The organism is Sphingomonas faeni, assembly GCF_024273235.1.
Classification (GTDB): Bacteria; Pseudomonadota; Alphaproteobacteria; order Sphingomonadales; family Sphingomonadaceae; genus Sphingomonas; species Sphingomonas faeni_A.
Window position 1 is genome coordinate 63,592 of the sequence record NZ_JANBVH010000003.1, and the last position, 22,788, is coordinate 86,379.

The 22,788-nt window shown below is 65.4% G+C and carries 14 protein-coding genes; 5 read left to right on the plus strand and 9 right to left on the minus strand.

The features are described 5' to 3' along the window. Positions 1-237: 237 nt before the first annotated feature. Both NLI89_RS02170 and NLI89_RS02175 read right to left on the minus strand, forming a co-directional pair. A complete protein-coding gene (locus tag NLI89_RS02170) occupies positions 238-2,556 on the minus strand; it encodes a 3-hydroxyacyl-CoA dehydrogenase/enoyl-CoA hydratase family protein (RefSeq protein WP_254685622.1) in 2,319 nt (772 codons plus the stop codon). Then, positions 2,556-3,692: a thiolase family protein gene (locus tag NLI89_RS02175; protein ID WP_254685508.1), complete on the minus strand. Its 1,137-nt coding sequence runs from the start codon at positions 3,690-3,692 to the stop codon at positions 2,556-2,558. The genes NLI89_RS02170 and NLI89_RS02175 overlap by 1 nt, the downstream gene beginning before the upstream one ends. Before the next feature lie 131 nt (positions 3,693-3,823). On the opposite strand from NLI89_RS02175, the gene NLI89_RS02180 reads away from it, so the two are divergent. Then, the gene (locus NLI89_RS02180; protein WP_254685509.1) at positions 3,824-5,509 is read left to right on the plus strand and encodes a long-chain-fatty-acid--CoA ligase; all 1,686 of its coding nucleotides are present in this window, start codon (positions 3,824-3,826) and stop codon (positions 5,507-5,509) included. Continuing rightward, positions 5,506-5,898 carry a MerR family transcriptional regulator gene (locus NLI89_RS02185; RefSeq protein ID WP_254685510.1) on the plus strand — a complete coding sequence of 131 codons (393 nt, stop codon included), beginning with the start codon at positions 5,506-5,508 and terminating at the stop codon, positions 5,896-5,898. Before NLI89_RS02180 ends, NLI89_RS02185 begins: the two co-directional genes overlap by 4 nt. Before the next feature lie 307 nt (positions 5,899-6,205). Here the strand turns inward: NLI89_RS02185 and NLI89_RS02190 are convergent, their stop codons facing one another. Both NLI89_RS02190 and NLI89_RS02195 read right to left on the minus strand, forming a co-directional pair. Then, positions 6,206-8,680, minus strand: coding sequence for a PhoX family protein (locus NLI89_RS02190; protein WP_254685511.1), 2,475 nt, complete (start codon positions 8,678-8,680; stop codon positions 6,206-6,208). Positions 8,681-8,729: 49 nt separating this feature from the next. Continuing rightward, positions 8,730-11,114, minus strand: coding sequence for a TonB-dependent receptor (locus tag NLI89_RS02195; RefSeq protein ID WP_254685512.1), 2,385 nt, complete (start codon positions 11,112-11,114; stop codon positions 8,730-8,732). Positions 11,115-11,283: 169 nt separating this feature from the next. Between NLI89_RS02195 and NLI89_RS02200 the strand changes: the two genes are divergently transcribed. After that, positions 11,284-12,963 (plus strand): alkaline phosphatase D family protein, encoded by a 1,680-nt coding sequence (locus NLI89_RS02200; protein ID WP_254685513.1) that lies wholly within the window; start codon positions 11,284-11,286, stop codon positions 12,961-12,963. 3 nt (positions 12,964-12,966) lie between these two features. On the opposite strand, the gene NLI89_RS02205 is transcribed toward NLI89_RS02200, so the two are convergent. Together NLI89_RS02205 and NLI89_RS02210 are read right to left on the minus strand one after the other, a co-directional pair. After that, positions 12,967-13,599 carry a DedA family protein gene (locus NLI89_RS02205; RefSeq protein WP_254685514.1) on the minus strand — a complete coding sequence of 211 codons (633 nt, stop codon included), beginning with the start codon at positions 13,597-13,599 and terminating at the stop codon, positions 12,967-12,969. A 78-nt stretch (positions 13,600-13,677) separates the two neighbouring features. Beyond that, positions 13,678-14,244: a DNA-deoxyinosine glycosylase gene (locus NLI89_RS02210; RefSeq protein ID WP_254685515.1), complete on the minus strand. Its 567-nt coding sequence runs from the start codon at positions 14,242-14,244 to the stop codon at positions 13,678-13,680. Positions 14,245-14,381: 137 nt separating this feature from the next. On the opposite strand from NLI89_RS02210, the gene NLI89_RS02215 reads away from it, so the two are divergent. Further along, entirely contained in the window at positions 14,382-15,893 is a 1,512-nt protein-coding gene (locus NLI89_RS02215; protein WP_302675569.1) for an ATPase domain-containing protein, read from the plus strand. A gap of 1 nt (position 15,894) precedes the next feature. After that, positions 15,895-17,874: a PAS domain-containing hybrid sensor histidine kinase/response regulator gene (locus tag NLI89_RS02220; protein ID WP_254685516.1), complete on the plus strand. Its 1,980-nt coding sequence runs from the start codon at positions 15,895-15,897 to the stop codon at positions 17,872-17,874. Positions 17,875-17,919: 45 nt separating this feature from the next. Here NLI89_RS02220 and NLI89_RS02225 read toward each other — a convergent pair whose 3' ends face one another. From NLI89_RS02225 to NLI89_RS02235, 3 genes are all read right to left on the minus strand, one after another. Beyond that, entirely contained in the window at positions 17,920-20,328 is a 2,409-nt protein-coding gene (locus NLI89_RS02225; protein ID WP_254685517.1) for a TonB-dependent receptor, read from the minus strand. Positions 20,329-20,520: 192 nt separating this feature from the next. Beyond that, a complete protein-coding gene (locus NLI89_RS02230) occupies positions 20,521-21,930 on the minus strand; it encodes a coniferyl aldehyde dehydrogenase (protein WP_439144462.1) in 1,410 nt (469 codons plus the stop codon). A gap of 142 nt (positions 21,931-22,072) precedes the next feature. Further along, positions 22,073-22,684: a hypothetical protein gene (locus NLI89_RS02235; protein ID WP_254685519.1), complete on the minus strand. Its 612-nt coding sequence runs from the start codon at positions 22,682-22,684 to the stop codon at positions 22,073-22,075. Between the last annotated feature and the right edge of the window lie 104 nt (positions 22,685-22,788).

Sequence of the window (22,788 nt, forward strand, 5' to 3'; positions counted from 1 at the left end):
GTTGCCGTATACGGCAGCTATCGGTCCCGATTAGAATTGTACGAAGACAAGTCAAGCCTTCTTACTGATTCCAGCGGGTGAAAAAGTGTTCATTCAACCACTTCGTCCCGAGGACTCCGTCATGCCGGGCTCGTTCCGGCATCCACCGTTCCGCACACCCGACGGCATCGAGTTGGCGGAACGGTGGACCCCGGAACCAGTCCGGGGTGACGGAGTGAATGGCGTGAGTGCTGTGCCTTAGTTCCGCAGCGGCTTGCCCGTCTGCAGCATGTGCACCACCCGCGCCTGCGTCCGCGGATCCTTGACGCTCGCCATGAACGCCGCGCGCTCCAGATCGAGCAACTGGTCCTCGGTCACGGTGTCGACCAGATCGGCCTCGCCGCCGGTCAGCACTTCGGCAAGACGATCCGCGACGACGAGGTCGTACTCGGTCGCCATGCCCTTCTTGTGGAAGTCCGCCACGGCCATGTTCAGGCCCGTCCGGCCGCTCGCACCCGCCAGCCGGAAGGTCGGCTTCTCGGGTGCCGCATAACCCTCGACCAGCGACAGCGCCTTGGCCTTCGCGTCCGCCAGCAACCGGTCGCGGTTCATGGTGATGCCGTCGTCCTTGCGCAGGATCATCATCTCCTTCGCCTCCGCCGCCGATTTGGCAACGACCGCGGTCGAGATGCTCTGGAACACCTTGGTCAGCACCGGCATCGGCCCGTTGGGCAGCGTACGCGACTTGGTCCAGCGGTCGAGCATCTCGCCATTGCCGCCCCAACCGGGGACGAGGCCGACGCCGCACTCGACGAGCCCCGCATAGGTTTCGGCATGCGCCTGCACCGCGTCAGAGTGGAGCAAGATCTCGCACCCGCCGCCGAGCGCGAGCCCGGCCGGCGCGCTGACGACCGGGAAGGGCGCGTATTTGAGTGCCTTGTACGCCTGCTGCCCGCCCGCGACGCTGGCCTCGACCATGTCCCACAGGCCGGCCCCGACCGCGAACATCGCCGCGCCGAGGTTCGCGCCCGCCGAGAAGTTGGACGCTTCGTTATACACCACCAGCGCCTTGAAACGCTCGCGGACGACCGGGATCGCCTCGTTGATGAGCGCCACGACCTGATCGTCGAGCGCGTTCATCTTGGTGTGGAATTCGAGCGCCGCAACGCCGTCACCGACATCCCACAGCGACGCCGACAGGTTCTGGAGGATCGGCTGCGAGCGGAGCTTGATGTCCTCCAGCAGTTCGACGCCGTCCGCACGCGGCACATCGGCATACGCACCGTCCGCAGTGAGATACTGACGCTGACCATTTTCAACGCGGTAGAACGGACGATCGCCCGCGGTCGTCAGGATCGTCGGAACGTCGCGACCTTCGTCGGCCAGGCGCGCGGCCAGCACGCCCGGTCCCATCCGGTCGATCAGCTCGAACGGCCCGTATTTCCAATTGTAGCCGAGCTTCATCGCGTCATCGATCGCGACGACGTCATCCGCTGCCTCGCCGACGAGCATCGCCGCATAGGACAGCACGCTGCCGAGGATCGTCCACGCATAGGTCCCGATCTTGCCCGGCTCCGCGATCAGCGCGGCGAGGTCCTTGCCGGTCTTGCCGGGGAGTTCGGCGGGCTTGGCCTCAGGCCGATACTCACCAGTCGCGAGATCGAGCGACAGCTTGCTCCGCGTCGCCTTGTCGAAGCGGTAGAAGCCGCCCTTGCCCTTGCGACCGGTGAACCCTTCCGCGATCATCTTGTCCACGAGCGGCAGTTCGCGCACCGTATCGAAATACGGATCGCCAGCCGGCAGCGTCGACGACAGGCTCTTCGACAGCAAAGGCATTAGGTCGACGCCGACAAGGTCGACAAGCCCGAAGATCCCGGTCTTCGGCACGCCCATCGGACGCCCGCCGATCTGGTCGGCCTCCTCCACGGTCAGCCCCTGGTCCATCGCCGCGTTGATCGCGATCGCCAGCCAATAGGTGCCGATCCGGTTGGCGATGAACCCCGGCGTGTCCTTCGCGCGCACGATCCGCTTGCCCATGAAGCGATCGACGAAATCCTCGACCTTCTCGGCGACCGCGACATCGGTGTGCTCCCCGCGGACGATCTCGACCAGCCGCATGTAGCGCGGCGGGTTGAAGAAGTGCGTGATCAGGAAGTCGGCCTTGAACTGGTCCGAGCGTCCCTCGACGAGGTTGCCGAGCGGGATCGTCGAGGTGTTCGACGACACCGCGGTGCCGGGACGCTTGAGCGCCTCTAGCTTGGCGTACAGCGCCTGCTTGATGTCGAGCCGCTCGACGATCGCCTCGACGATCCAGTCGCACTCGGCGACCCGGTCGAGGTGATCGTCGATGTTGCCCGTCTCGACCAGCTTGGCCGCGCGCTTCGACATGAACGGCGCAGGGTCGGTCTTGAGCATCTTCGCGACCGCGCCCTTCGCCACTGCGTCGCGGTCATCACCTTCGCGGGGGACGATGTCGAGCAACAGCACCGGGATCCCGGCATTGGCGACCTGCGCCGCGATACCCGCACCCATCACGCCCGCGCCGATGACGCAGACCTTTTTCACAGCGTCGACCATCATGCGCGCTCCAGCACCGTTGCGATGCCCTGACCGCCGCCAATGCACTGGGTGGCGAGCGCATAACGGCCACCCTCGCGCGCCAGCAGTGCGGCCGCCTTGCCGACGATCCGCGCGCCGGTCGCGCCGAGAGGATGGCCGATCGCGATCGCGCCGCCGTCGAGGTTGATCGTTTCGTCTTTCAGCCCGAGGTCCCGGATGCAGGCGATCGCCTGGCTTGCGAACGCCTCGTTGATCTCGACCACGTCGAGGTCGGCGACGGTGATCCCGGCGCGCTCCAGCGCCTTCTTAGACGCGCCGATCGGGCCAAGCCCCATCGTCTCGGGCGCGCAACCCGACACGCCGATCGATTTGATCCGCGCGAGGATCGTCAGCCCGTGCTTCTTGGCGAACTCTTCCGAGGTGACCAGCACCGCGGATGCACCATCGGTCAGCGGCGAGGACGTGCCCGCCGTCACCGAACCGTCCGCGCTGAACGCAGGCTTCAGGCCGGCAAGCGCCTCAGTCGTCGTGCCGGCGCGGATCGTACCGTCCTGGCTGACCGGGCCCGCCTTGGTCTGGATCGTCACGATCTCGTCGGACAAGCGGCCATCGGCGCGTGCCGCGGCGGCCTTGTCCTGGCTCTTCACCGCGAACGCATCCTGTTCGGCGCGCGTGATCTGGTACTGCCGCGCGACGTTCTCGGCGGTCTCGCCCATGCCCATGTACGCGCCGGCGCTCTTCTTCGCGAGTGCGGGGTTGGGGAGGGGGTTGTAGCCGCCCATCGGCACGCGGCTCATCGATTCGAGCCCTGCGCAGATGAACGCCTCGCCAGCACCGACCGCGATCTGGCCGAACGCGATGTGGATCGCGCTCATCGACGAGCCACAGAACCGGTTGACCGTCATGCCGCCGACCGAGATCGGCAGGTCGGCGATCTGCGCGATTAGCTTGGCGACGTTGAGGCCCTGCTCGCCCTCGGGGAAGGCGCAGCCGAGGATGACGTCCTCGATCTCGGCCGGATCGACGCCGGTCTTGCCGAGCAACCCGCGAATCGTCTGCGCGGCGAGATCGTCCGGACGGACGCGGGCGAGCTCGCCCTTGCCGGCGAGGTGGAACGGCGAACGGGCGTACCCGGCGATGACGACGTTGGTCACGATGATCCTCTCATATTGCGGTCGACCCGGTTAACGCTTGCGGGTTACCCTTAAGGTGCGATACCTCACCTTTACGTCAAGGTGAAGCGGCCGACAATATGGCTTACGCACACCATCTTATGGAGAGCGAGATGCAGGATGTTTCCGGGGGCAAAGCGATCGGTGTGCCGTTGCAGGGCGAGCCACGGCTGCTGGGCGACATGCTCGACACGTCGGTCCGCCGGTTCGGGTCGCGCAACGTCCTCGATTTCATGGGCCGGACGCTGACCTATGCCGCGCTCGGCGAGTCGGTCGATCGGGCGGCGAAGGGGCTTCAGGACCTGGGCGTCGTGAAGGGGACGCGCGTGGCGCTCTGCCTGCCGAACACGCCCTATTATCCTATCCTGTTCTTCGCGATCCTCAAGGCCGGCGGGATCGTCGTCAACGTCAACCCGCTCTATGTCGAGCGCGAGTTGGCGCATCTGCTCGAGGATTCGGGCGCGACAATCATCGCCACCTGCGACATCGCCGAGATCCATGCGCGCGTCCTCAAGGTCGCCGGGCAGATGGGCGTGAAGCACGTCATCACCTGCCCGATCGCCGGCGCGTTGCCGACGCTGAAGTCGATCGCCTACCGCCTCTTCAAGCGCGCCGAGATCGGCCGCGCCCCGAGCGATGCGCGCCATTGCACGTTCGACTCGCTGCTGAAGGCGAAGGGCGCGCCGGTCCCGGTCGCCGTGTCCCCGACCGAAGTCGCGGTGCTGCAATATACCGGCGGGACCACCGGCGAGCCCAAGGCGGCGATGCTCAGCCACGCCAATCTCGTCGCGAACGCCGATGCGATGGTGACGTTCGTCGGTGGCGAGCAACCGCACCAGGACCGCGTGCTCGGCGCGCTGCCGCTGTTCCACGTCTTCGCGCTGACCACCGTGCTGACCTATTCGATCCGCACCGGCGCGGAGATGATCCTGCTGCCGCGCTTCGAGTTGCAGCAATTGCTCAAGACGATCGATCGCACCAAACCGAGCTATTTCCCCGCGGTACCGACGATCTACGCCGCGATCACCACCGCCGCGGAAACCCAGAAGATCGACCTGTCCTCGATCCACGCGTGCATCTCGGGCGGCGCACCGCTCCCCGCCGAGGTCCGTGTGGCGTTCGAGACGGCAACCGGCGCCAAGCTCGTCGAGGGTTACGGCCTGTCCGAAGCCTCACCGATCATCACCTGCAACCCGATCGGCGGGCTCAACAAGCCGGGCTCGGCGGGCTTGCCGTTCCCCGGCACGACGATCGAGATCCGCGACCGCGAGGACCCGACGCGGCTGCTGCCGGTCGGCGAAAATGGCGAGATCTGCGCCCGCGGCCCCCAGATCACGCAGGGCTATTGGCACAAGCCCGCCGCCACCGCCGAGCTGTTCGCGGATGGCGCACTGCGCACCGGCGACGTCGGGCACCTCGACGAAGACGGCTATCTGTTCATCGTCGACCGGATCAAGGACCTGATCCTCGCCGGCGGCTACAACGTGTATCCGCGCGTGATCGAGGAAGCGCTGTACGAACACCCCGCAGTGCTGGAGGCGGTGGTCATCGGCGTACCCGACAAATACCGCGGCCAAGCCCCCAAGGCGTTCGTCGTGCTGGCCGAAGGTGCGGCCGCTACCCCGCTTGAACTGCGCGATTTTCTCCGCGACAAGATCAGCAAGATCGAGCTTCCCCGCGAGGTCGAAATCCGCGACACTCTCCCCAAGACGCTGATCGGCAAGCTATCCAAAAAGGAACTTGTCGCAGAAGAGGCCGCAAAGGCCGCAGCGGCGGAGGCGAGGGGAGTGAACGCGTGAACGACCGACAGGACGATCTGACCGGCATACAGGAGGTCTCGCGCATGCTCGGCGTGAGCGCGCGGACGTTAAGGTTCTACGAGGACAAGGGGCTGATCGAGCCCTGCCGGATCGGCACGACACGGGTCTATACCCGGCGCGAAGTCGCGCGGATGCAGTTAATCCTGCGCGGCAAGCGCCTCGGCTTCACGCTGCGCGACATCGAGGAGTTCCTCGACCTCTACGATGCCGACCCGCAGCACGTGGAGCAGATGCGCGCGCTGGCGGAACGCTGTCGCCAGCGGATCGACCTGCTGGATGCGCAACGCGAGGCGATCGTCCAGACGCGCGACGAGCTGGAGAAGATCGAGCAGGAAGCGCTGGCACGGATACCGGCTGGGTCGGCCTAGGAGTACGGGACGCCGCCGCCCTGCAATTGCACCAATCGCTCGAAACTGCACCACCCCGGCGAAGGCCGGGGCCTAGTTGGAGAGGTGGCAGTAACGAAGCGCCGCACTCAGTCGGCGACGTCCCCCAACTGGACCCCGGCCTCCTCCGGGGCGGTGGATAAGCTAATCCTCCCCCGCCAGGGGGAGGTGGCTGGCACTTGCCAGACGGAGGGGGCGGTAAGCGACGACCGCTGTTCCGTGTCCTCCCCCTCCGTCACCTTCGGTGCCACCTCCCCCTTGCGGGGGAGGATCGCGAGGGACCCGAAGCTTAAAGCCCCACCACACCGCCATCGTTCTTCGTGATCACGATCGTCGACGACCGCGGCCGCGACGGCGTCGCCACCGTGCCCGCCTGGTTCGCAGGCCAGCTGCTCGTGATGTTGGTCGGTCCGCCACCTTCGCCCGGATGCTGGATGTTCACGAACAGCGACCGCCCGTCCGGCGTCGAATAGATGCCGGTGATCTCGCACTCCTTCGGCCCGACCAGGAAGCGGCGCAGGGTCGCGCCCGGCGCCTTGCCGATCCGTGTCGTCACCGATCCGGTCGCCGCGCCGACCGTGTTGGTCACCGTCCGCGTGCCGCCGTCATTGACCTTGCCCGGCACCGAGGCGAGCAGCATGCAGTTGGTGACGTCGGTATACGCACCGTCGTCGGTCTCGATCCACATCACCGGCGCGATCGTCCCCGAGGCATTGCTCGGCAGGCCGAACCACAGGCCGTCCGGCGACGAGAAGTCGTTGGTCGCATCGAGGCCCGACAGGTTGATGTTGGTCGCGTCCAGATCGGAACCCGCGCCGAACGCATAGATGTCCCACGCGAACGTCGTCGCCTCGGACGTGTCGCCCGTCTCGCGCAGACGGATGATGTGCCCGTTGGCGTTACCCGTGGTCTGCCCGCCGGTGGTCTTCGGATCGACATAGGCGCGCGGGTTTGCCGCGTCCGCCGTCGCCACCGTGCGCGACGAGTTGTTGGTGAGCGTGCAATACATCTCGCCGGTCGCCGGGTTCACCGCGGTCCACTCCGGTCGATCCATCCGCGTAGCCCCCAGCGCATCCGCTGCCAGTCGCGTATTGATCAGCACGTCCGCCTGGTTCGAAAACGAATAGGCGGCATTGGCCGAGGTGAGGGGCCCCTGACCAAACACCAGCGGCAACCACTGACCGCTTCCATCCGCCGCGAACTTCGCGACGTAAAGCGTTCCAGTATCGAGATACTTGTCGCCAATCGCCAACCGGTTTGCGGCCGTGGCATCCGCCGCCGACCAAGGCGTGGCCGACACGAACTTGTAGATATATTCGTTCTGCGCATCGTCCCCCATGTAGAACGCAGGCCTCACGCCAGCGATCGTCCGGCCGATCTCGCAGCCCTCGTGGTTCATGCGGCCCAGCGCGGTCCGCTTGCGCGGCGTCGAGGCCGGATCGAACGGGTCGATCTCGACCACCCAGCCATATTGGAAGATCTCGTTGCGGAAATCGCCCGTACCATCGGCGGGCGCGCCGGCCTGCGCCGTGATGTTCCAGCGCGCATAGGCGGTGCTGGTCGTGTCGGCCGGTCTGACCGTCGACCACCCGTAATTGCCGCCGGTGTTGCTCTCGCCCTTGCCATAGCGCGCCAGCGACGTGTTCGCCTTGACGCCGGCAGCACCGGTCGCGGCACGCCGCGCGCCATCGCCGACCTCGCGGCGGAAATAGCCGACCCAGTTCTCTTCGTTCGTCAGGTACGTGTTCCAAGGCATTGTACCGTTGGCACAATTGTTGATCGTGCCCCGCCCGGCCGTCGCGTCCGGCGAATAGCGCGTCTTGAGGCTGTCATTGCCGCGCACCGGCCCCGAAAAGCTCATCGGCGTCAGCGGGGTGATGCGCCGGTTGAACGACGAGGCCGGAACATAGGCCCAGTTCGCGGAGCGGCTGACCTCGACCACCGACACGCCGTGGCACTCCATCTCCTTCAGCGCCTCGGCCTCGGGACGGACGCCGCCGGGATTGGTCGCACCGTTCGGATGCAGATAGGGCTGCGAGATATTCTCGTGGTTGAGCACCAGCAGCCCGCGGGTGTTGCCGTTGGCATCGGGCGTGCCGGTCGCCGACAGCCCGAAATAGCTCATGCCGTCATGATGATCGCCCGCACGCTTCGAGAAATTCGTGTCGGTGCCGTCGTTCGCATAGGCCGCGACGCCGCCCGCGATCGGATCGCCGAGCCGGTACAGCACCGTCACCGCATATCCGGTTGGAACCGTAACGACGTCCGCAAGGCTCTTCGCAACCGCAGTGAACCCGAGCGAGGCCGCCCCCACCGTCACGCTGGTCGTCGCGCTCACCGATCCGCTCGCCGAGACGGCGGTGAACTGGAAGCTCAGTACAGTGCCCGCGGTCGCCCCCGGCACGACGAAGGTCGCGGTCGCGGTCGTCGCGCCGGCCAATGTCACCGCCGGGCCCGCCGTCTGCGTCCAGCTCACGCTGTCGACCTGGCCGATCGCCGCGCCGGTCAGCGTCGCGACCCGCCCGGCGGACGAACTGCCGCCCGCGGTCGCGGTAACGGTGACCGGGCTGCTGCCGTTGCCGTCATTGTCATCGTCGCACCCGGTCAGCAGCATCCCGCCGAACACCGCGGCGGCGGTTGCCGACATGCCGCCCAACAACGTCTGGCGCCGCGAATAGCGCGTGTCGATCAGCTCGTTCAGATGCGGATTGGCGGTCGGATTGGTGTCGATGTCGCCGTCGGTATAAATGGTGTCGATGGTCATGCTTGGTCCCCCCGGGGATGGTTGCTCGGTACGATAGCGATGCGTGGAGTTAGAATTTCGCGCCCAGCTCGACGCCGTAGAAGCGTGGCTCGCCGGCGATGTAGGTCGGGATGCCGAAGCTGCCGCCGGTGTTGCCCGCGTCGATCAGATAGCGCTTGTTGGTCGCGTTCCGGACGAAGCCGCCGACGCTGTACTTGCCTTGCGCAAACTCGAGCCCCGCGCGAAGATTGACCAGCGTGTAGCCGCGCTGGCTGATCGCCTCGGTGTTCGGGATCTCGAAGAAGACCTTCGACTTATACGTGACGGTCGGCGTGGCGTAGACGGTTGCGCCGCCCACCGGCACGCGCAGGAACGCGCCGGCGGACGCGCTGAACTTCGGCTGGAGCCGGAAGCGGCTGCCGCCATAATTGCCGTTCGCGTCGGAATCGGAGATCTTGCTGTCGATATAGGCAAACGTGCCGAACAGCGAGAGATACCGGGCGAGCTTCAGATTGCCTTCCAGTTCGACGCCGACGTTCTTCGCCGACCCGGCGCTCAGCGTGACCGCGGGCACCGTCTGCGTCGTGACCTGGAAACTGTCATAGACCTGGTAGAACACCGATGCCGCGCCGCTGAAGGGCCCGGCGCGCCCCTTGATGCCGCCCTCGTAGTTCCAGACGTTCTCGGGGTCGACGATCGACAGGTTCGGACCAACGCCGAACGCGGTGTTCTGCGCCGACAACTGGACGACCGGCGAGCGGCGCCCCTTGCTGACGGTGGCATACAGGTTGACCTCGTCGGTCAGCTTCAACAGCGCATTGAAGCGCGGCAGGATCGCGGTGAAGCTGTCTTCGGCGACGAACTTGTTGCCGTTGGTGTTCGCCGTTCCTAGCAGGCTGGTCCTCACGCCCAGCGCGGCCAGGATGACCGAGTTCGGCTGGATCGACGAATAGCCCGACTGGCGATCCTCGATCAGGATGCGCGCGCCGGCGGTCAGTTCGAGCTGCGGCACAGGGATGTAGGTCGCGTCGGCGAATACCGAATAGGCGTCGTTGTTGCCGTAATTGGTGAATTCCGACGAATAGGGAACCGACGTCGCGCGGCCGCTGGTCAGGACTGCAGTCGCGCGGGTTGCGGGCACCGTACCGTTGGCCGCGACGCACGCCGTTCCGGTCGGAATGCCCTGGGCGTTCAGGGCGGACCGGATCCCGGCGAACGACGAGGATACCGAGCAGGCGAGATACGTGCCTTCCTCGGTCGCGAACGGCACGCGCTGGTAGCCGTTCTCGAAGAACGCGTTCCAGCCGACCGACGCGCGGTATTTCGGGCCCTCGAACGCGAACCGGCTCTCATGGCTCCACTGGTCGCCCTTCGCGTCCTCGGCGAACTCCAGATACGCGGCGGGGCCACCGTCCGCGTCGAAGATTTCCAGCGCGTCGAAGCGGCGATACCCGTTGACCGTGGTGAAGGTGATCCCCGGCGACAGGTCGGCGGTGATCGTCAGGTTCGCGTCATAGACGTTGCGGTCGAGGCCAAGCTTGCGCGCGCCGAGAACCTCCGCGCTGTACGGCGAGCCCGACAGTTCGGCATAACCATAGTCTCCGGTCTGTCCGCCGGTGGGGGCATGCGCGCGGCTCTTGAACGCGGTGCCGGGGTTGCGCTGGCCGTCATAGGTCAGGACGAGATCGGCGGTGATGCTGTCGTTCGGCGTGAACCGGAGCGAACCACGAACCCCACGCTGATCCTGCCCATTCAGGTCATCCTGATCAACCCCACCCTGGTTCTGGTTCGGCACATTCGCGTCGCCGGCGATGTTGCGGACATAGCCCTTGCGATACTTGTAGGCGAAGGCGATCCGGCCCGACAGGATGTCGTTGCCCGCGTTGAGGAAGCCCGACACCTGCGTGCGGTCGAAATTGCCATAGGATGCGTCGAGCCCGCCCGAGAAGCCCGGCTGCGGCTTGTTCGAGATCAGGCTGATCGCGCCGACCGCGGCTGCGGTGCCGAACAGCGTCGCCTGCGGGCCCTTCACGACCTCGATGCGCTCCAGGTCGTACAGGTCCTGCCACGCGCCGCGCGACCGGCTGATGTCGATGCCGTTGTAATAGAGCGTAACGCGCGCGCCCTGCTGCGACGATCCGTTGTCGGAGGTAATGCCGCGGATCACGAAGCCGGGGTTGTTCGCGCTCTGCTCCTGCACCTGGAGACCGGGGATGAAGGCGGCGACCTCGTCCAGCTCGGAAACACCGATCGACGCCATCCGGGCGCCGGTCAGCGCGGTGACGGTGATCGGCACGTCGGCGATTCGCTGTTCGCGCTTCTGCGCGGTGACGACGATCTCGTCGTTGGGCGTCGCGGCCTGGAGTTCGGCCTGCGTGGTCGCTTGCGCGAGTGCCGCGGTAGAGCAGGTCGTGGCGAGCGCCGTCATCGCAAGCCGCGTGAACAAGTGTGTCATGAAGTCCCCCGTATCGTTGCGGAGGCACTACGGGCGGCACGTGACGTTTCGACGTCGTGATGATGAAACGAAGATGACGGTTCCGTAACGACGGTGTCACATCGTTGCCACCGCGCTGTCTTGGATCGTCGCTAGCAGCCGGACGACACCGCTACGAAAGCCTCAGCCGATGACGATCAACCGCCGCGACGCCCTGAAGAATGCCCTGAAACTCGCCGGCTCGGGCGCGACGCTGGCGCTACCCGCGGTCGCGACGCAGGCCGCGCGTGCGGTCAAGAGCCGCTTCGATCACGGCGTCGCAAGTGGCGATCCCGCAGTCGACGGCGCGATCCTCTGGACCCGTGCGACGCCCGCCGACGACGCCCAGGCCGGCGATATCGCGCTGACATGGCATGTCGCCGAGACGGAAGGCGGCAAGCCCCTCCGGTCGGGCAGTGTGAAGGCCCGCGCGGCCCGCGATTTCACCGCAAAGGTCGAGGCGACCGGGCTCCAGCCGGGCCGCGAATATCGCTATTGGTTCGACGCCGCGGACGGCACGCGCTCGCCGGTCGGCCGGTTCCGCACCGTGCCCAAGGGCAAGATCGCCGACGTCGTCATGGCCGTCGTCTCGTGCCAGCTCTACGCGGGCGGACTGTTCAACGCCTATGACGCGATCGCCAAGCTCGACCGGCTCGACGCGGTGCTGCATCTCGGCGATTACATCTACGAATACGGCGTCGACGGCTATGGTGCGGACATCGCCAAGAAGATCGGCCGCCTCGTCGAGCCGCGCCACGAGATCGTCAGCCTCGCCGACTACCGCATGCGCCACGCGCAGGTGAAGCGCGATGCCGACATGCAGGCGGCGCACGCCCGCGCCGCGTTCATCTGCGTCTGGGACGATCACGAGGTCGCCAACGACGACTGGATGCACGGCGCCGAGAACCACGATCCCAAGACCGAAGGCGACTGGGATGCGCGCAAGGCGGCGGCGATGCAGGCCTATTTCGAATGGATGCCGATCCGCGATCCCAAGCCCGGCCAGCCCTGGGCGGCGATCAACCGCAGCTTCGATTTCGGCGATCTCGCGACGTTGGTGATGGTCGAGACGCGTCTGCTCGCACGCAGTCATCAGGTCGTGTCGAAGGGTGAGGAGATCACGCCCGCCGAATACGCGGCGATGCTGGCGGAGCGCGCGCGGACGGACCGCGAACTGCTCGGCCCGGCGCAGCTTGCCTGGGTCGAGAAGACGATGGCGACCTCGGTTGCGGCGGGCAAGCCGTGGCAGGTGCTCGGCAATCAGGTGGTGATGGCCAAGGTCGCCGGCCCCGATATGGAGCGGCAGCTCGGCCCGGTGAAATTCGCCGAGACGATGGCGAAGCTCCCGGCGATTTGGCGCGAGCGACTGATGGCGAGCATCGCCTCGTACCGCGCCGGCCTGCCGTTCGGGTTCGACAGTTGGGACGGCTATCCGCCCGCCCGCGAACGCCTTTATGCAGCGTTCCAACGCGCCAAGTCGCGGCCGATCGTGCTGTCCGGCGACAGCCACGCGGCCTGGGCGAACGACCTGCACGATGCGTCGGGCAAGCTGGTCGCGGCGGAGTTCGGCTGCACCGCGATTACCAGCCCGTCCTATGGTTCGTTGCTTCCCGGCATCGGCAGCCTGATCGCCGACGCCAACAAGGGCGAAGTCCGCTTTTGCGATCAGGACGGGAAGGGCTTCACGCTCCTGACGCTGACGCCCGAACACGCGACCGCGGACTCGATCACGGTGTCGACGGTGATGACCAAGCCCTACACCCAGGCCACCGCAGCCCGCTTCCGCACGCACGCCGATCGTCCGGACCAGCCGCTCGAAAAGATCGCCTGAGCTTCAGGTCCGTTCGGAGGCGTCGGTCGACGCGGCCGAACGGATCCGCTCCGCCTCGGGTTGGCGGGCGGCGTTCGATCGACGCCGACGCCAGTACCGGATCGTGGTCATCACCAGCGCGACCAGCGCGATGATCGCGACGATGGCGAGCAGCTTGTGCCGCGGCATCACCGCGTCGATCGCCTCGATCAGGCTATGGCCGAACAGATAACCGATGCCGGTAAACAATACGCCCCACACCGCCGCGGAGATCGCGTTGAGCACGACGAAGGTCCGCGCAGGCACGTGCGACGTGCCGATCGCGATCGGGCTGATCGTGCGCAGCCCGTACAGAAAGCGGAAGCTGAGGATGAAGACCGTGGGGTGCCGGTCGAGCGTATCCAGCGCCTTGGCGAAGGCCGGTTTCGCCGCGATCCTGCGGACCCGCGCGGTGTCGCGGTAGCGCCGGCCCGCGAAGAAGAAGATCTGGTCGGCGGCGAACGATCCGACCACGGCCGCCAGCGCGGTACCGCCCAGCGACAACAGGCCCTCGTGCGCGAGCAGCCCGCCGGTCACGACCGAGGTCTCGCCCTCCAGTCCCGCTCCGACGAAGATCGCGGCAAGACCATATTGGGCGATGAGCGTTTCGATCGACATCCACCGCCCTTGCCGCAGCGCGTCAAACTTCGCCAGTCTTGTAAAAATGCAAGCGCCGGTCCGGCCTTCGCTTCGCTCCTAGCGGCGCGCCCCCGGCGGGTCGAACAAGAACGCCGCGAGACGATCCCAAGCCGGTTGCTTCGCCGCCAGTCCGACCGTGTGAAGCGGACTGCTAGACGGCAACGCGACGATCGCCGGCCCCGCCGCGTCTGCACGGCCGGCATCCCGCCTGAGCAGTTTCAGCCCCAGCTTCAACGCGGTTCCGCCGTTGAATGCGATCGCGCGCAACCGGGGCAGTCGCCTGGCCAGCCCGGCAATGTCGTTCCCCGCGATATCGACGATCGCCGCATCGCTGCTGCCCGCCCGGCGCGCGGAGCCCACCACGTCCCATAAGGCGACCCCGCTCGTCCGCAACGCCGCGAGCCGATCGTCATAAGCGAGCGCGACGAGATCATGGCCGACGACCGGCGACATCAGCTGCCAGAACTGGTTCTGGGGATGCGCGTAATAGCGTTGCGCGGCGAGCGAGCGGTCGCCCGGCAGGCTCCCCAGGACCAGCACGCGCGCATCGTCGTCGGCGACCGGCGGAAACGAGTGCTTGAGCGGCATGGGGTCCTCGATCGTGACGGTGGCGTGCTGTGTCACGGTTCACCACGCCCCCGCAAGGTCGCGCGGCAGTGCCTTCACGCGCAAGGCTATGCGATTGGCGGCTTATCCCCTAAGACGCAGATAACAGGTCGTATCCCGCGGGGGTGCGCTCGATCCACGAGAGGACGGCCGCGTTGGCAAAAGACGGACAATTGCCGGCGCTCGCCCGGACTGGAATCGCGGGTCTCGACAATATCCTCAACGGCGGACTGACGCCGGACCGGATGTATCTGATCGAAGGCACGCCGGGCACCGGCAAGACCACGCTCGGGCTGGGCTTCCTGCTGGCCGGTGCGGCGGTCGGCGAAGCCGGGCTGTACATCACGCTCGCGGAGACCGAGGTCGAGCTGCGCGCGGTGGCGGAAACCCATGGCTGGTCGCTGGATTCGCTCAGCCTGTTCGAGATGGTCCCCGCCGACGGCTTTGGCGAGGATCACGAACAGACGCTGCTCCACCCGAGCGAGGTCGAGCTCGGCGAAACGATCCGCTCGGTGATGGCAAAGGTCGACGAGCTTCGGCCCAAGCGCGTCGTCATCGACAGCCTGTCCGAACTCCGCCTGCTCGCGCAGAGCCCGATCCGCTATCGTCGCCAGATCCTGGCGCTCAAGCACTTCTTCTCGACGCGCGCCTGCACCGTGCTGTTCCTCGACGACAAGAGCGGCTCGGGCAACGATCTCCAGCTGCACAGCATCGCGCACGGCGTCGTCTCGCTCGAACAGACCTTGTCCGGATTCGGCGCGCAACGCCGCCGCCTCCACGTCGTGAAGATGCGCGGCGTCCGATATCGCGGCGGCTATCACGACTTCGAGATCGAGCGCGGCGGGCTGTGCGTCTATCCGCGCCTGATCGCGTCCGAACACGTCATGAAATATTCGGACGACGCCGTCTCGACCGGCTCGGTGGAGCTCGACACGTTGCTCGGCGGCGGCCTGATCCCCGGCACCGCGACGTTGCTGACCGGCCCGGCCGGCGTCGGCAAGACGACGGCGTCGGTCCAGTCGATGATCGCGGCCCTGAAGCGCGGCGAGCGGGCGGCGTATTTCCTGTTCGACGAACGTCTCCCCACGCTGCTGAAGCGGAGCGCGTCATTGGGCATGGATCTGATGCCGTATGTCGACAACGGCCAGCTCGAACTGCGGGCGATCGATCCCGCCGAGATGTCGCCGGGGGAATTCTCGGGTGCAGTACGCGCCGCTGTCGAGGAACATGGTGCCAAGGTCGTCGTGATCGACAGCCTCAACGCCTATCTCCAGGCGATGCCCAACGAGCAGTTCCTGATCCTGCAGATGCACGAGATGCTGACGTATCTTGGCCAGAAGGGGATCGTCAGCCTGCTGATCCTCGGCCTGCACGGCATTACCGGCGACGTCCGGTCCGATGTCGACCTGAGTTATCTCTCGGATACCATCGTCCAGCTCCGCTATTTCGAGGCGCATGGCGAGGTGCGCCAGGCGATTTCGGTGATCAAGACGCGCACCGCACGGCACGAACGGACGATCCGGGAGTTTCAGATCGGTAGCAACGGATTGCTGGTCGGCGAGCCCCTTCGCGAATTCCAGGGCGTATTGACCGGCGTCCCGACATTCTCCGGCGAAGGAAAGACGTTGATGGAAAGCCGGTTGGGGATACGGGACTCGCGCGGCTGAGATGGACGATCGGGTCCTGATCCTGGCGCCGCGCGGGCGCGATTCGGCGATCGCGGCGGATCTGCTCGGCAGGAACGACATCGTCGCATTCGTCTGTCACGACCAGGCGGAGTTGCTCGTCGAACTCACCAGGGGCGCCGCAGCAGTGATGCTCACCGAGGAAGCGCTGGTGACCGAAGAGGTCGCGCCGCTCGCCGAATGGGTCTCGGCGCAACCCAATTGGGCGGATATCCAGTTCGTGGTGCTGGCGAACGGGACACGGACGCCGCGCACCGCGCGTGCCACGCAGCGGCTCGCCGATCTTGGCAACGTCCTGCTGCTCGAACGGCCGCTGCACGCCGAGGCGATGCTGGGCGCGATCCGGTCGGCGCTGACGGCGCGGCGACGGCAGTATGAGTTGCGCGACGTGGCCGTGACGCTCGAACGCGCCGTGCTGGATCGGACCAGCGAATTACGGACCGCACGCGAAAGCCTGGAGATCGCGCTCGAGGCCGCGGGAATGGGCAGCTGGGACATCGACCTGACGACCGGCGAGTCCCGCCGAACGCTGCGACACGATGCCATTTATGGGTATCCCGAGGGCAAGGCGGACTGGAACCTGGAAACGTTCCTCAGTCATATCGACGTCAAGCAACGCGGCATCGTCACGCGCGCGATGACCGAAGCCACGAAAACCGGCGTGATCGACGTCGAATACCGCATCGACGCGGCGGATGGCGAATCGCGCTGGCTCGTCGCAAAGGGGCGGGTGCAGTATGACGATGCGGGCAAGGCGGCGCGAATGACCGGCGTGGTCTCCGACGTCACCGATCGCAAGGAAGCCGATGCGCAACTGGCGCAGGCACAGAAGATGGATGCGATCGGCCAGCTGACCGGCGGCGTCGCGCATGATTTCAACAATCTGCTGACACCGATCGTCGGCAGCCTCGATCTGTTGCGGCGCCGTCACAAGGATGACGAACGCACGCAGCGGATGATCGGTGGCGCGTTGCAGGCGGCGGAGCGCGCGGCGACGTTGACTCAACGGCTGCTTGCGTTCGCGCGGCGGCAGGCCTTGCAACCGCGCGCGGTCGATATCGGCGCGCTAATCGACGGACTGGTCGACCTGATGCGGCGATCGCTCGGGCCGTCGATCGCGGTAACGATCGAGATTCCACGGCAGTTGTCGTCGGCACGCGTCGATCCCAATCAGCTCGAACTCGCCCTGCTCAATCTGGCGATCAACGCGCGCGATGCGATGCCGGGCGGCGGCAAGCTGACGTTGACGGTCAGCGAGGTCGTCGTCGACGAGCGCAACGTCGTCGGCCTCGCACCGGACCATTATGTCCGGATCGCGGCGATCGACACCGGCGTCGGCATGGACCGCGCGACGCTGGCCCGCGCCACCGAGCCGTTCTTCTCCACCAAGGGCGTCGGCAAGGGCACCGGGCTCGGCCTGTCGATGGTTCACGGCCTCGCTGCGCAATCGGGCGGCACGCTGCGCCTGACCAGCGAACCGGGTTCAGGCACGACGGTCGAGCTGTGGCTGCCGGCCACCGATGAAGTCGCGACCGATACCGTCGAGAACACCGCCGAGCCCGTCATCGCGCAGCGTGCCGCCAAGGTTTTGCTGGTCGACGACGAGGATCTCGTGCGCGCGGCGACCGCAGATATGCTGCGCGATATCGGCTATGTCGTGGTCGAGGTGTCGTCCGCCAGCCAGGCCTTGTCGGCGATCCGCTCAGGCGTCGATGCGGATATTCTGGTCAGCGACTATCTGATGCCGGGGATGACCGGCGGACAGCTCATCACCGAATTATGGTCGTCAGGCAATCGTATCCCGGCGTTGCTCGTGACTGGCTACGCGGCAGCGGGCGAAGACGTGCCCGAGGGGGTCAGCCGACTATCGAAGCCGTTTCGCCAGACCGACCTTGCCGCGCGGGTCGACGAGCTGCTGCGCCAGTCGCCACCCGGCCGCCCGAGGCTTCGCGCCGTCGAGTGATATCGGACCGGGCGAATTTATCCCGGTCCGATATCCTTTCGGACGTCAGAAGCCCTTCTTCAACGACACGAAGAACTGCCGCGGTGCCCCGGCGAGCAGCGTCTGGTTGTCACCGCTCGCGGTGAAGCCGTTCGAGCCGATCGTCGCGATATATTTCTTGTCGGTCAGGTTGGTGACGCTGCCCTCGATCGCGACGCCGTGCAGCGGGCCATCGCCCTCGAACCGATAGCCGATGCTCGCGTCGACCAGCACGCGCCCAGGTACCGACTGGTCGTTGAGATAGGTGAAGTAGCGCTTGCTCATGTAATCCGCGCCGACCCGCCCGGTGAAGCCCGACTGTTCGAGCACGATCTCGCCCTTGATCATGTGCTTGGGCGTATCGACGACGGTATCGCCCTTGCGGACCTGGACCGAGCCCGAGGCGTCGGTGACGGTGTCCTGATATTCCGCGTTGGTGTAGGAATAGCTCGCGAACAGCGAGAGCGGGCGGAACACGCGGTAGTTCGCCGAGACCTCGGCACCGTAGGTCCGCACGCTGCCCGCGTTGTTGAGCGTCGGCGCATTGCCGAGGATGCCGACGCCGTTTGCGAACGCCAGCAGCCGGTTCGAGAAGTCGACATAATAGCCGACAGCCGACGCCTGGAACGGTCCGCTGTGCAGGCGGACACCGCCTTCCGCGGTCTTCGAGCGCTCGGGCTTGAGACGTCCGCGGACGGCGTTGAAGCCCGCCTGCGTCGCGGCGAACGGCCCGGTCGTCGCCGACGAGACGAATGCGCGCATGTTCTCGGTATAGTCTGCGAAGATTTCCGCGGCGGGGGTCAGCTTGAACAGGATGCCGGCCTGTGGTTGGAACCAGTCCTTCGCCGAGATACGGCCGACTGCGAGCGGGGAGGTCGTATCGGGCAGCATCGTCGCGCTGTTGACGACATAGGCGCCCTTCCACCCGGCGTTGACGATCAGCCGATCGCCCGCCAGCTTCAGCGTATCCTCGACATGATACTGCATCGTGTCGGTGCCGTATTTGCCGTCCCACTGCGTCGCATAGGGGTTCTTCTGGAACTCGAGCACGTCGCGGTTCGGCGTCGCACTGTCGGTCATCCCGTAGAAGCGCCGGGCCTGCGTGAAGGTGTTGGTCTCCAGCCAGCCGCCGACCTCGACGGTGTTCGCCCCCGTCTCATACGCGATGTTGCTGAGCGCACCGCCACGCTTGATGCTGTATTCCGTCGTCCGGAAGCTCAGCGGGCTGGTCGCGGAGATCGCACTGCCGTCCTGGTTGAGCGCACCCGCCGGGGTCTGCGAATAGGGCGTGATCCACGATCCTTGCCCCTTGTTGTCGTGATAATAGCCGGTCGTGACCATCGTCAGTTCGGGCGTCAGGTTCGCGTTGAGCGTGACGCCGCCGAGGTAATCGCGCCGCACGCCGCCGGCATCGAAATAGGCGTCGTCGACCGTACCGAACCCGGTCGGAAAGGTCGTGCCGACCCCGGCCCACGGTGCGACGAAGCCGACCGACGAGCCGTTGTTCGCCTTGGTATAGCTCGCGAGCGCTGCCTGGTTCTGGTAGGTTTTCCCGATCTGCAGCGCGAGCGGGTAGTTGCCGGCGATGTTGTCGTTGCGCAGGCCACGGCGACGGATGATGTCGTAGCTCAGATCCTGGTAATCCTGCTCGCGACGATCGGAGAAGTTCAGAAACGCCGACAGGCTCCCGAATGCGCCCAGATCCTTGACGATCTTGCCATTCGCCTGATGCTGACGCTGGACGCCGTCGCCCTTCCACTTGTCGGTGGTGAGGTAGCCGTAGCTCAGATACCCCTTCAATCCGCCGCCGAGATCGCCGCTGTCGAGCCGGGCATAGCCGCGATAGGTGTTGTCCGAACCGTACGTGCCACCGCCGGTGACGTTGGCGGTATCGCGCGGCTTGTCGCTGAAGAACTGGATCGTGCCACCGAGATTGCTGGTCGAGGCGGTGCCGAGCGCGCCGGCACCCTGCGCGACTTCGGTGCGTGCGACGTTCTCCGAGATGATCGCGCGGCTGATGTGCAGGCCGTTGACGTTGCCGTAACTCATGTCGCCGAGCGGCACGCCGTCGAGCGTGAAGCCGAGCTGGTTCTGGTTGAACCCGCGCAAGGAAATACGGACCGCCCATTCATACGCACCGAACGGGTCTGACGCCTGGAAATTGACACCGGGAAGCTTCTGGATCGCCTTCAACGGGCTCGAACCGGGCGTGAGCCGCGCGAGATCGACCGCGCTGACGCTCTGCACCTGGCGGCTCTGGCCGAAGCCGAGCACGACGATGTCGGCGGGCGTCTCGGGTGCAGGATCAGCCTGGACCTCTGTTGGCGCGGCTACCGGCGTTGCCGGCGCGGACTCCGGCACGGTCTGGGCAAAAGCGGCAGGCGTGGCGAGCGCCGCGAGTGCGACACCGGCGAAAAGCGACGATATGGTCTGCATGATGTCCCCTGAAGCGCGACGGCGCTCAGCGGCCCATTGCCGATCCTCGTGACGCGTCGGCGACAGATCGAAGACGATTCCGCGACGACAGCGATATTGTTACGGCAGCGACCCAATCTCCCTCTCCCAGCGGGGAGAGGGAAGGGGCCCGCCGCTATTTAGCCGAGCGAAGGGCGAGGGTACGCGTGAGGATCACCCCCGCATCATCCGCGCGATCGTCTTCGCCGCAGCAGCCCCATAAGGCGGTTTCAACCCGGCCAGCTTGGCGACGTCGAGCTTCGATTGCTTGTAGACCGCGCGCGCATGGCTGAACGTGCGGAAACCGTCGATCCCGTGATACGCCCCCATGCCCGAAGGTCCGCTGCCACCAAAGGGGAGATCCTCCATCGAGACGTGGAAGACCACGTCATCGAGCGTCACCCCGCCCGAGATCGTCCGGTCGAGCACGCGGCGCCGCTCCGCCTCGTCGCTGCCGAAATAATACAGCCCGAGCGGCCGGTCGCGGCGGTTCACCTGCGCGATCGCGTCGTCAATGCCGTCGTAGCGGCGGATCGGCAGCACGGGGCCGAAAATCTCTTCCTGCATCACGATCATGTCGTCGGTCGCATCGCGGACGATATGCAGCGGCATCTTCCGCGAATTGGCGGCGCCGAAATCCTCGTTGGCGGGGTTCACGACCTCGACCGTCGCGCCTTTCGCGCGGGCGTCGGCGATCCAGTCGGTGAGGCGCTGGTGGTGGCGATCGTTGACGACCGAGGTGTAGTCGGCGTTGGCCAGCAGTGTGGGGTACATCGCGCTCGCCGCCGCCTTGATGCCGTCGACCACCTTGGCCTCGTCGGCCGAGGGCACCAGCATGTAATCGGGCGCGAGGCAGATCTGCCCCGCGTTCATCATCTTGCCGAGCGTCACGCGCTCGGTCGCGTGCGCGATATCCGCCGATGCACCGAGGATGACGGGCGACTTGCCGCCGAGTTCGAGCGTGACCGGCGTCAGATTGTCGGCCGCGGCGTGGAGGATGTGGCGGCCGATCGCAGTCGCGCCGGTGAAGATCAGATGGTCGAACGGGAGCGCGGAGAACGCCTTGCCGACCTCCGCATCGCCCGAGACGATAGCGAGTTCGTCCTGCGCGAAATAGCGAGCGGCGAGTTCCTCGAACAGCGCGGCGGTGGCGGGCGTGTATTCGCTCGTCTTCGCCATCGCGCGGTTGCCGGCCGCGAACACCCCCGCAAGCGGCGCAACCAGGAGGTTAACCGGGAAATTCCACGGCGCGATAATGCCGATCACGCCCTTGGGCTGGTACTCGACCCACGCCTTCGCACCCAGCAGTCCGAGCGGAAACTGCACCGGGCGGCGGTCGCGCTTCATCCAGCGGTCGAGATGCTTGGCAGCATGCGCGATTGGTGCAAGCGACGCGCCAATATCGGTCATCATCGTCTGCTCAGCGCTGCGATGTCCGAAATCCTCCGACACCGCGTCGCAGAACCGCGCCGCGTTATCCCGCACCATCGCCGCCGCGCGCTTGAGCCGGTCGAGGCGCACGGCTTTTGTGACCGGCATCTCTGCCATGAACGCGTCACGTTGGGCGGTGAGGATAGTGCGCATATCGGTCATCGGGTATCCTTCAACCACCATAGTCGTAAAAGATTATCTTCAACCATACTTTCCTTAGACAGATCGCTCGTGAACTACATTATTGAATTCGAAAAAAACGGGAGGTCTGCCAATCAAAAATCACTTACATTTATCAAATATTCAATTCGGAAATCGCAGCGGGTTCACCGACGCTTGCTGCCTCGTCAGATTTCCATTCATCGACCTCAGTAAGTAAATAGTAAATTAGGGTATGCATAGGCCGTATAAAACCATCAACCTCTTTTTTTGACTGAGCAAACTCCAAGGTATTATTTTGATGGGCATTTACCAGCTTGTTGATGCACTTTGATGCTGGCTCATACCAATAGGATATGGCATCAACGGGTGAGAGAAAATGGCCGTCGATACTGCTTGTCGCACCATGTCTCTTAACTATCGAAGCCCAAGCTTGGCTAATAGAAAGTGCTTGGCCAACCAGCGGCGACTTGTTGGAGCCTTCCAAAAAAGCTCGACATAATTTTCCGAAACGAATCACATCACGTTTGAGCTTCGTGCGTTCGATTTTCTCACTTTCCCGTGATTTAAAGCGCTCGAGATAGACCGCGCCGATAACCGCTGCTCCAGCGCCGATAGCTCCTCCAAAAAAACCAAGGATGTCTCCAGGGTCATTAGTGAATCTTGCTGCTATATTTACTGAGGCTGCACCCATTCCGCTCGTTAGCCCAGCAATAACAATGAATGCGTAATAATCTTGCCGTTTCATAGGTAAGCATTACGGAATGACCAATTCATGCACAAGTCATGAGTTTTCAATGGCGTGCCGATATTGGCAATATATGCAATCTGTTGCGCTGGAAGATGATTGGA

Excerpts from the sequence above, each read along its gene's own strand:
- NLI89_RS02205 (WP_254685514.1), bottom strand. The coding sequence starts at position 13,599 with ATGTCGATCGAAACGCTCATCGCCCAATATGGTCTTGCCGCGATCTTC.
- NLI89_RS02200 (WP_254685513.1), top strand. The coding sequence starts at position 11,284 with ATGACGATCAACCGCCGCGACGCCCTGAAGAATGCCCTGAAACTCGCC.
- NLI89_RS02235 (WP_254685519.1), bottom strand. The coding sequence starts at position 22,684 with ATGAAACGGCAAGATTATTACGCATTCATTGTTATTGCTGGGCTAACG.
- NLI89_RS02225 (WP_254685517.1), bottom strand. The coding sequence starts at position 20,328 with ATGCAGACCATATCGTCGCTTTTCGCCGGTGTCGCACTCGCGGCGCTC.
- NLI89_RS02180 (WP_254685509.1), top strand. The coding sequence starts at position 3,824 with ATGCAGGATGTTTCCGGGGGCAAAGCGATCGGTGTGCCGTTGCAGGGC.
- NLI89_RS02170 (WP_254685622.1), bottom strand. The coding sequence starts at position 2,556 with ATGGTCGACGCTGTGAAAAAGGTCTGCGTCATCGGCGCGGGCGTGATG.
- NLI89_RS02190 (WP_254685511.1), bottom strand. The coding sequence starts at position 8,680 with ATGACCATCGACACCATTTATACCGACGGCGACATCGACACCAATCCG.
- NLI89_RS02195 (WP_254685512.1), bottom strand. The coding sequence starts at position 11,114 with ATGACACACTTGTTCACGCGGCTTGCGATGACGGCGCTCGCCACGACC.
- NLI89_RS02220 (WP_254685516.1), top strand. The coding sequence starts at position 15,895 with ATGGACGATCGGGTCCTGATCCTGGCGCCGCGCGGGCGCGATTCGGCG.
- NLI89_RS02230 (WP_439144462.1), bottom strand. The coding sequence starts at position 21,930 with ATGCGCACTATCCTCACCGCCCAACGTGACGCGTTCATGGCAGAGATG.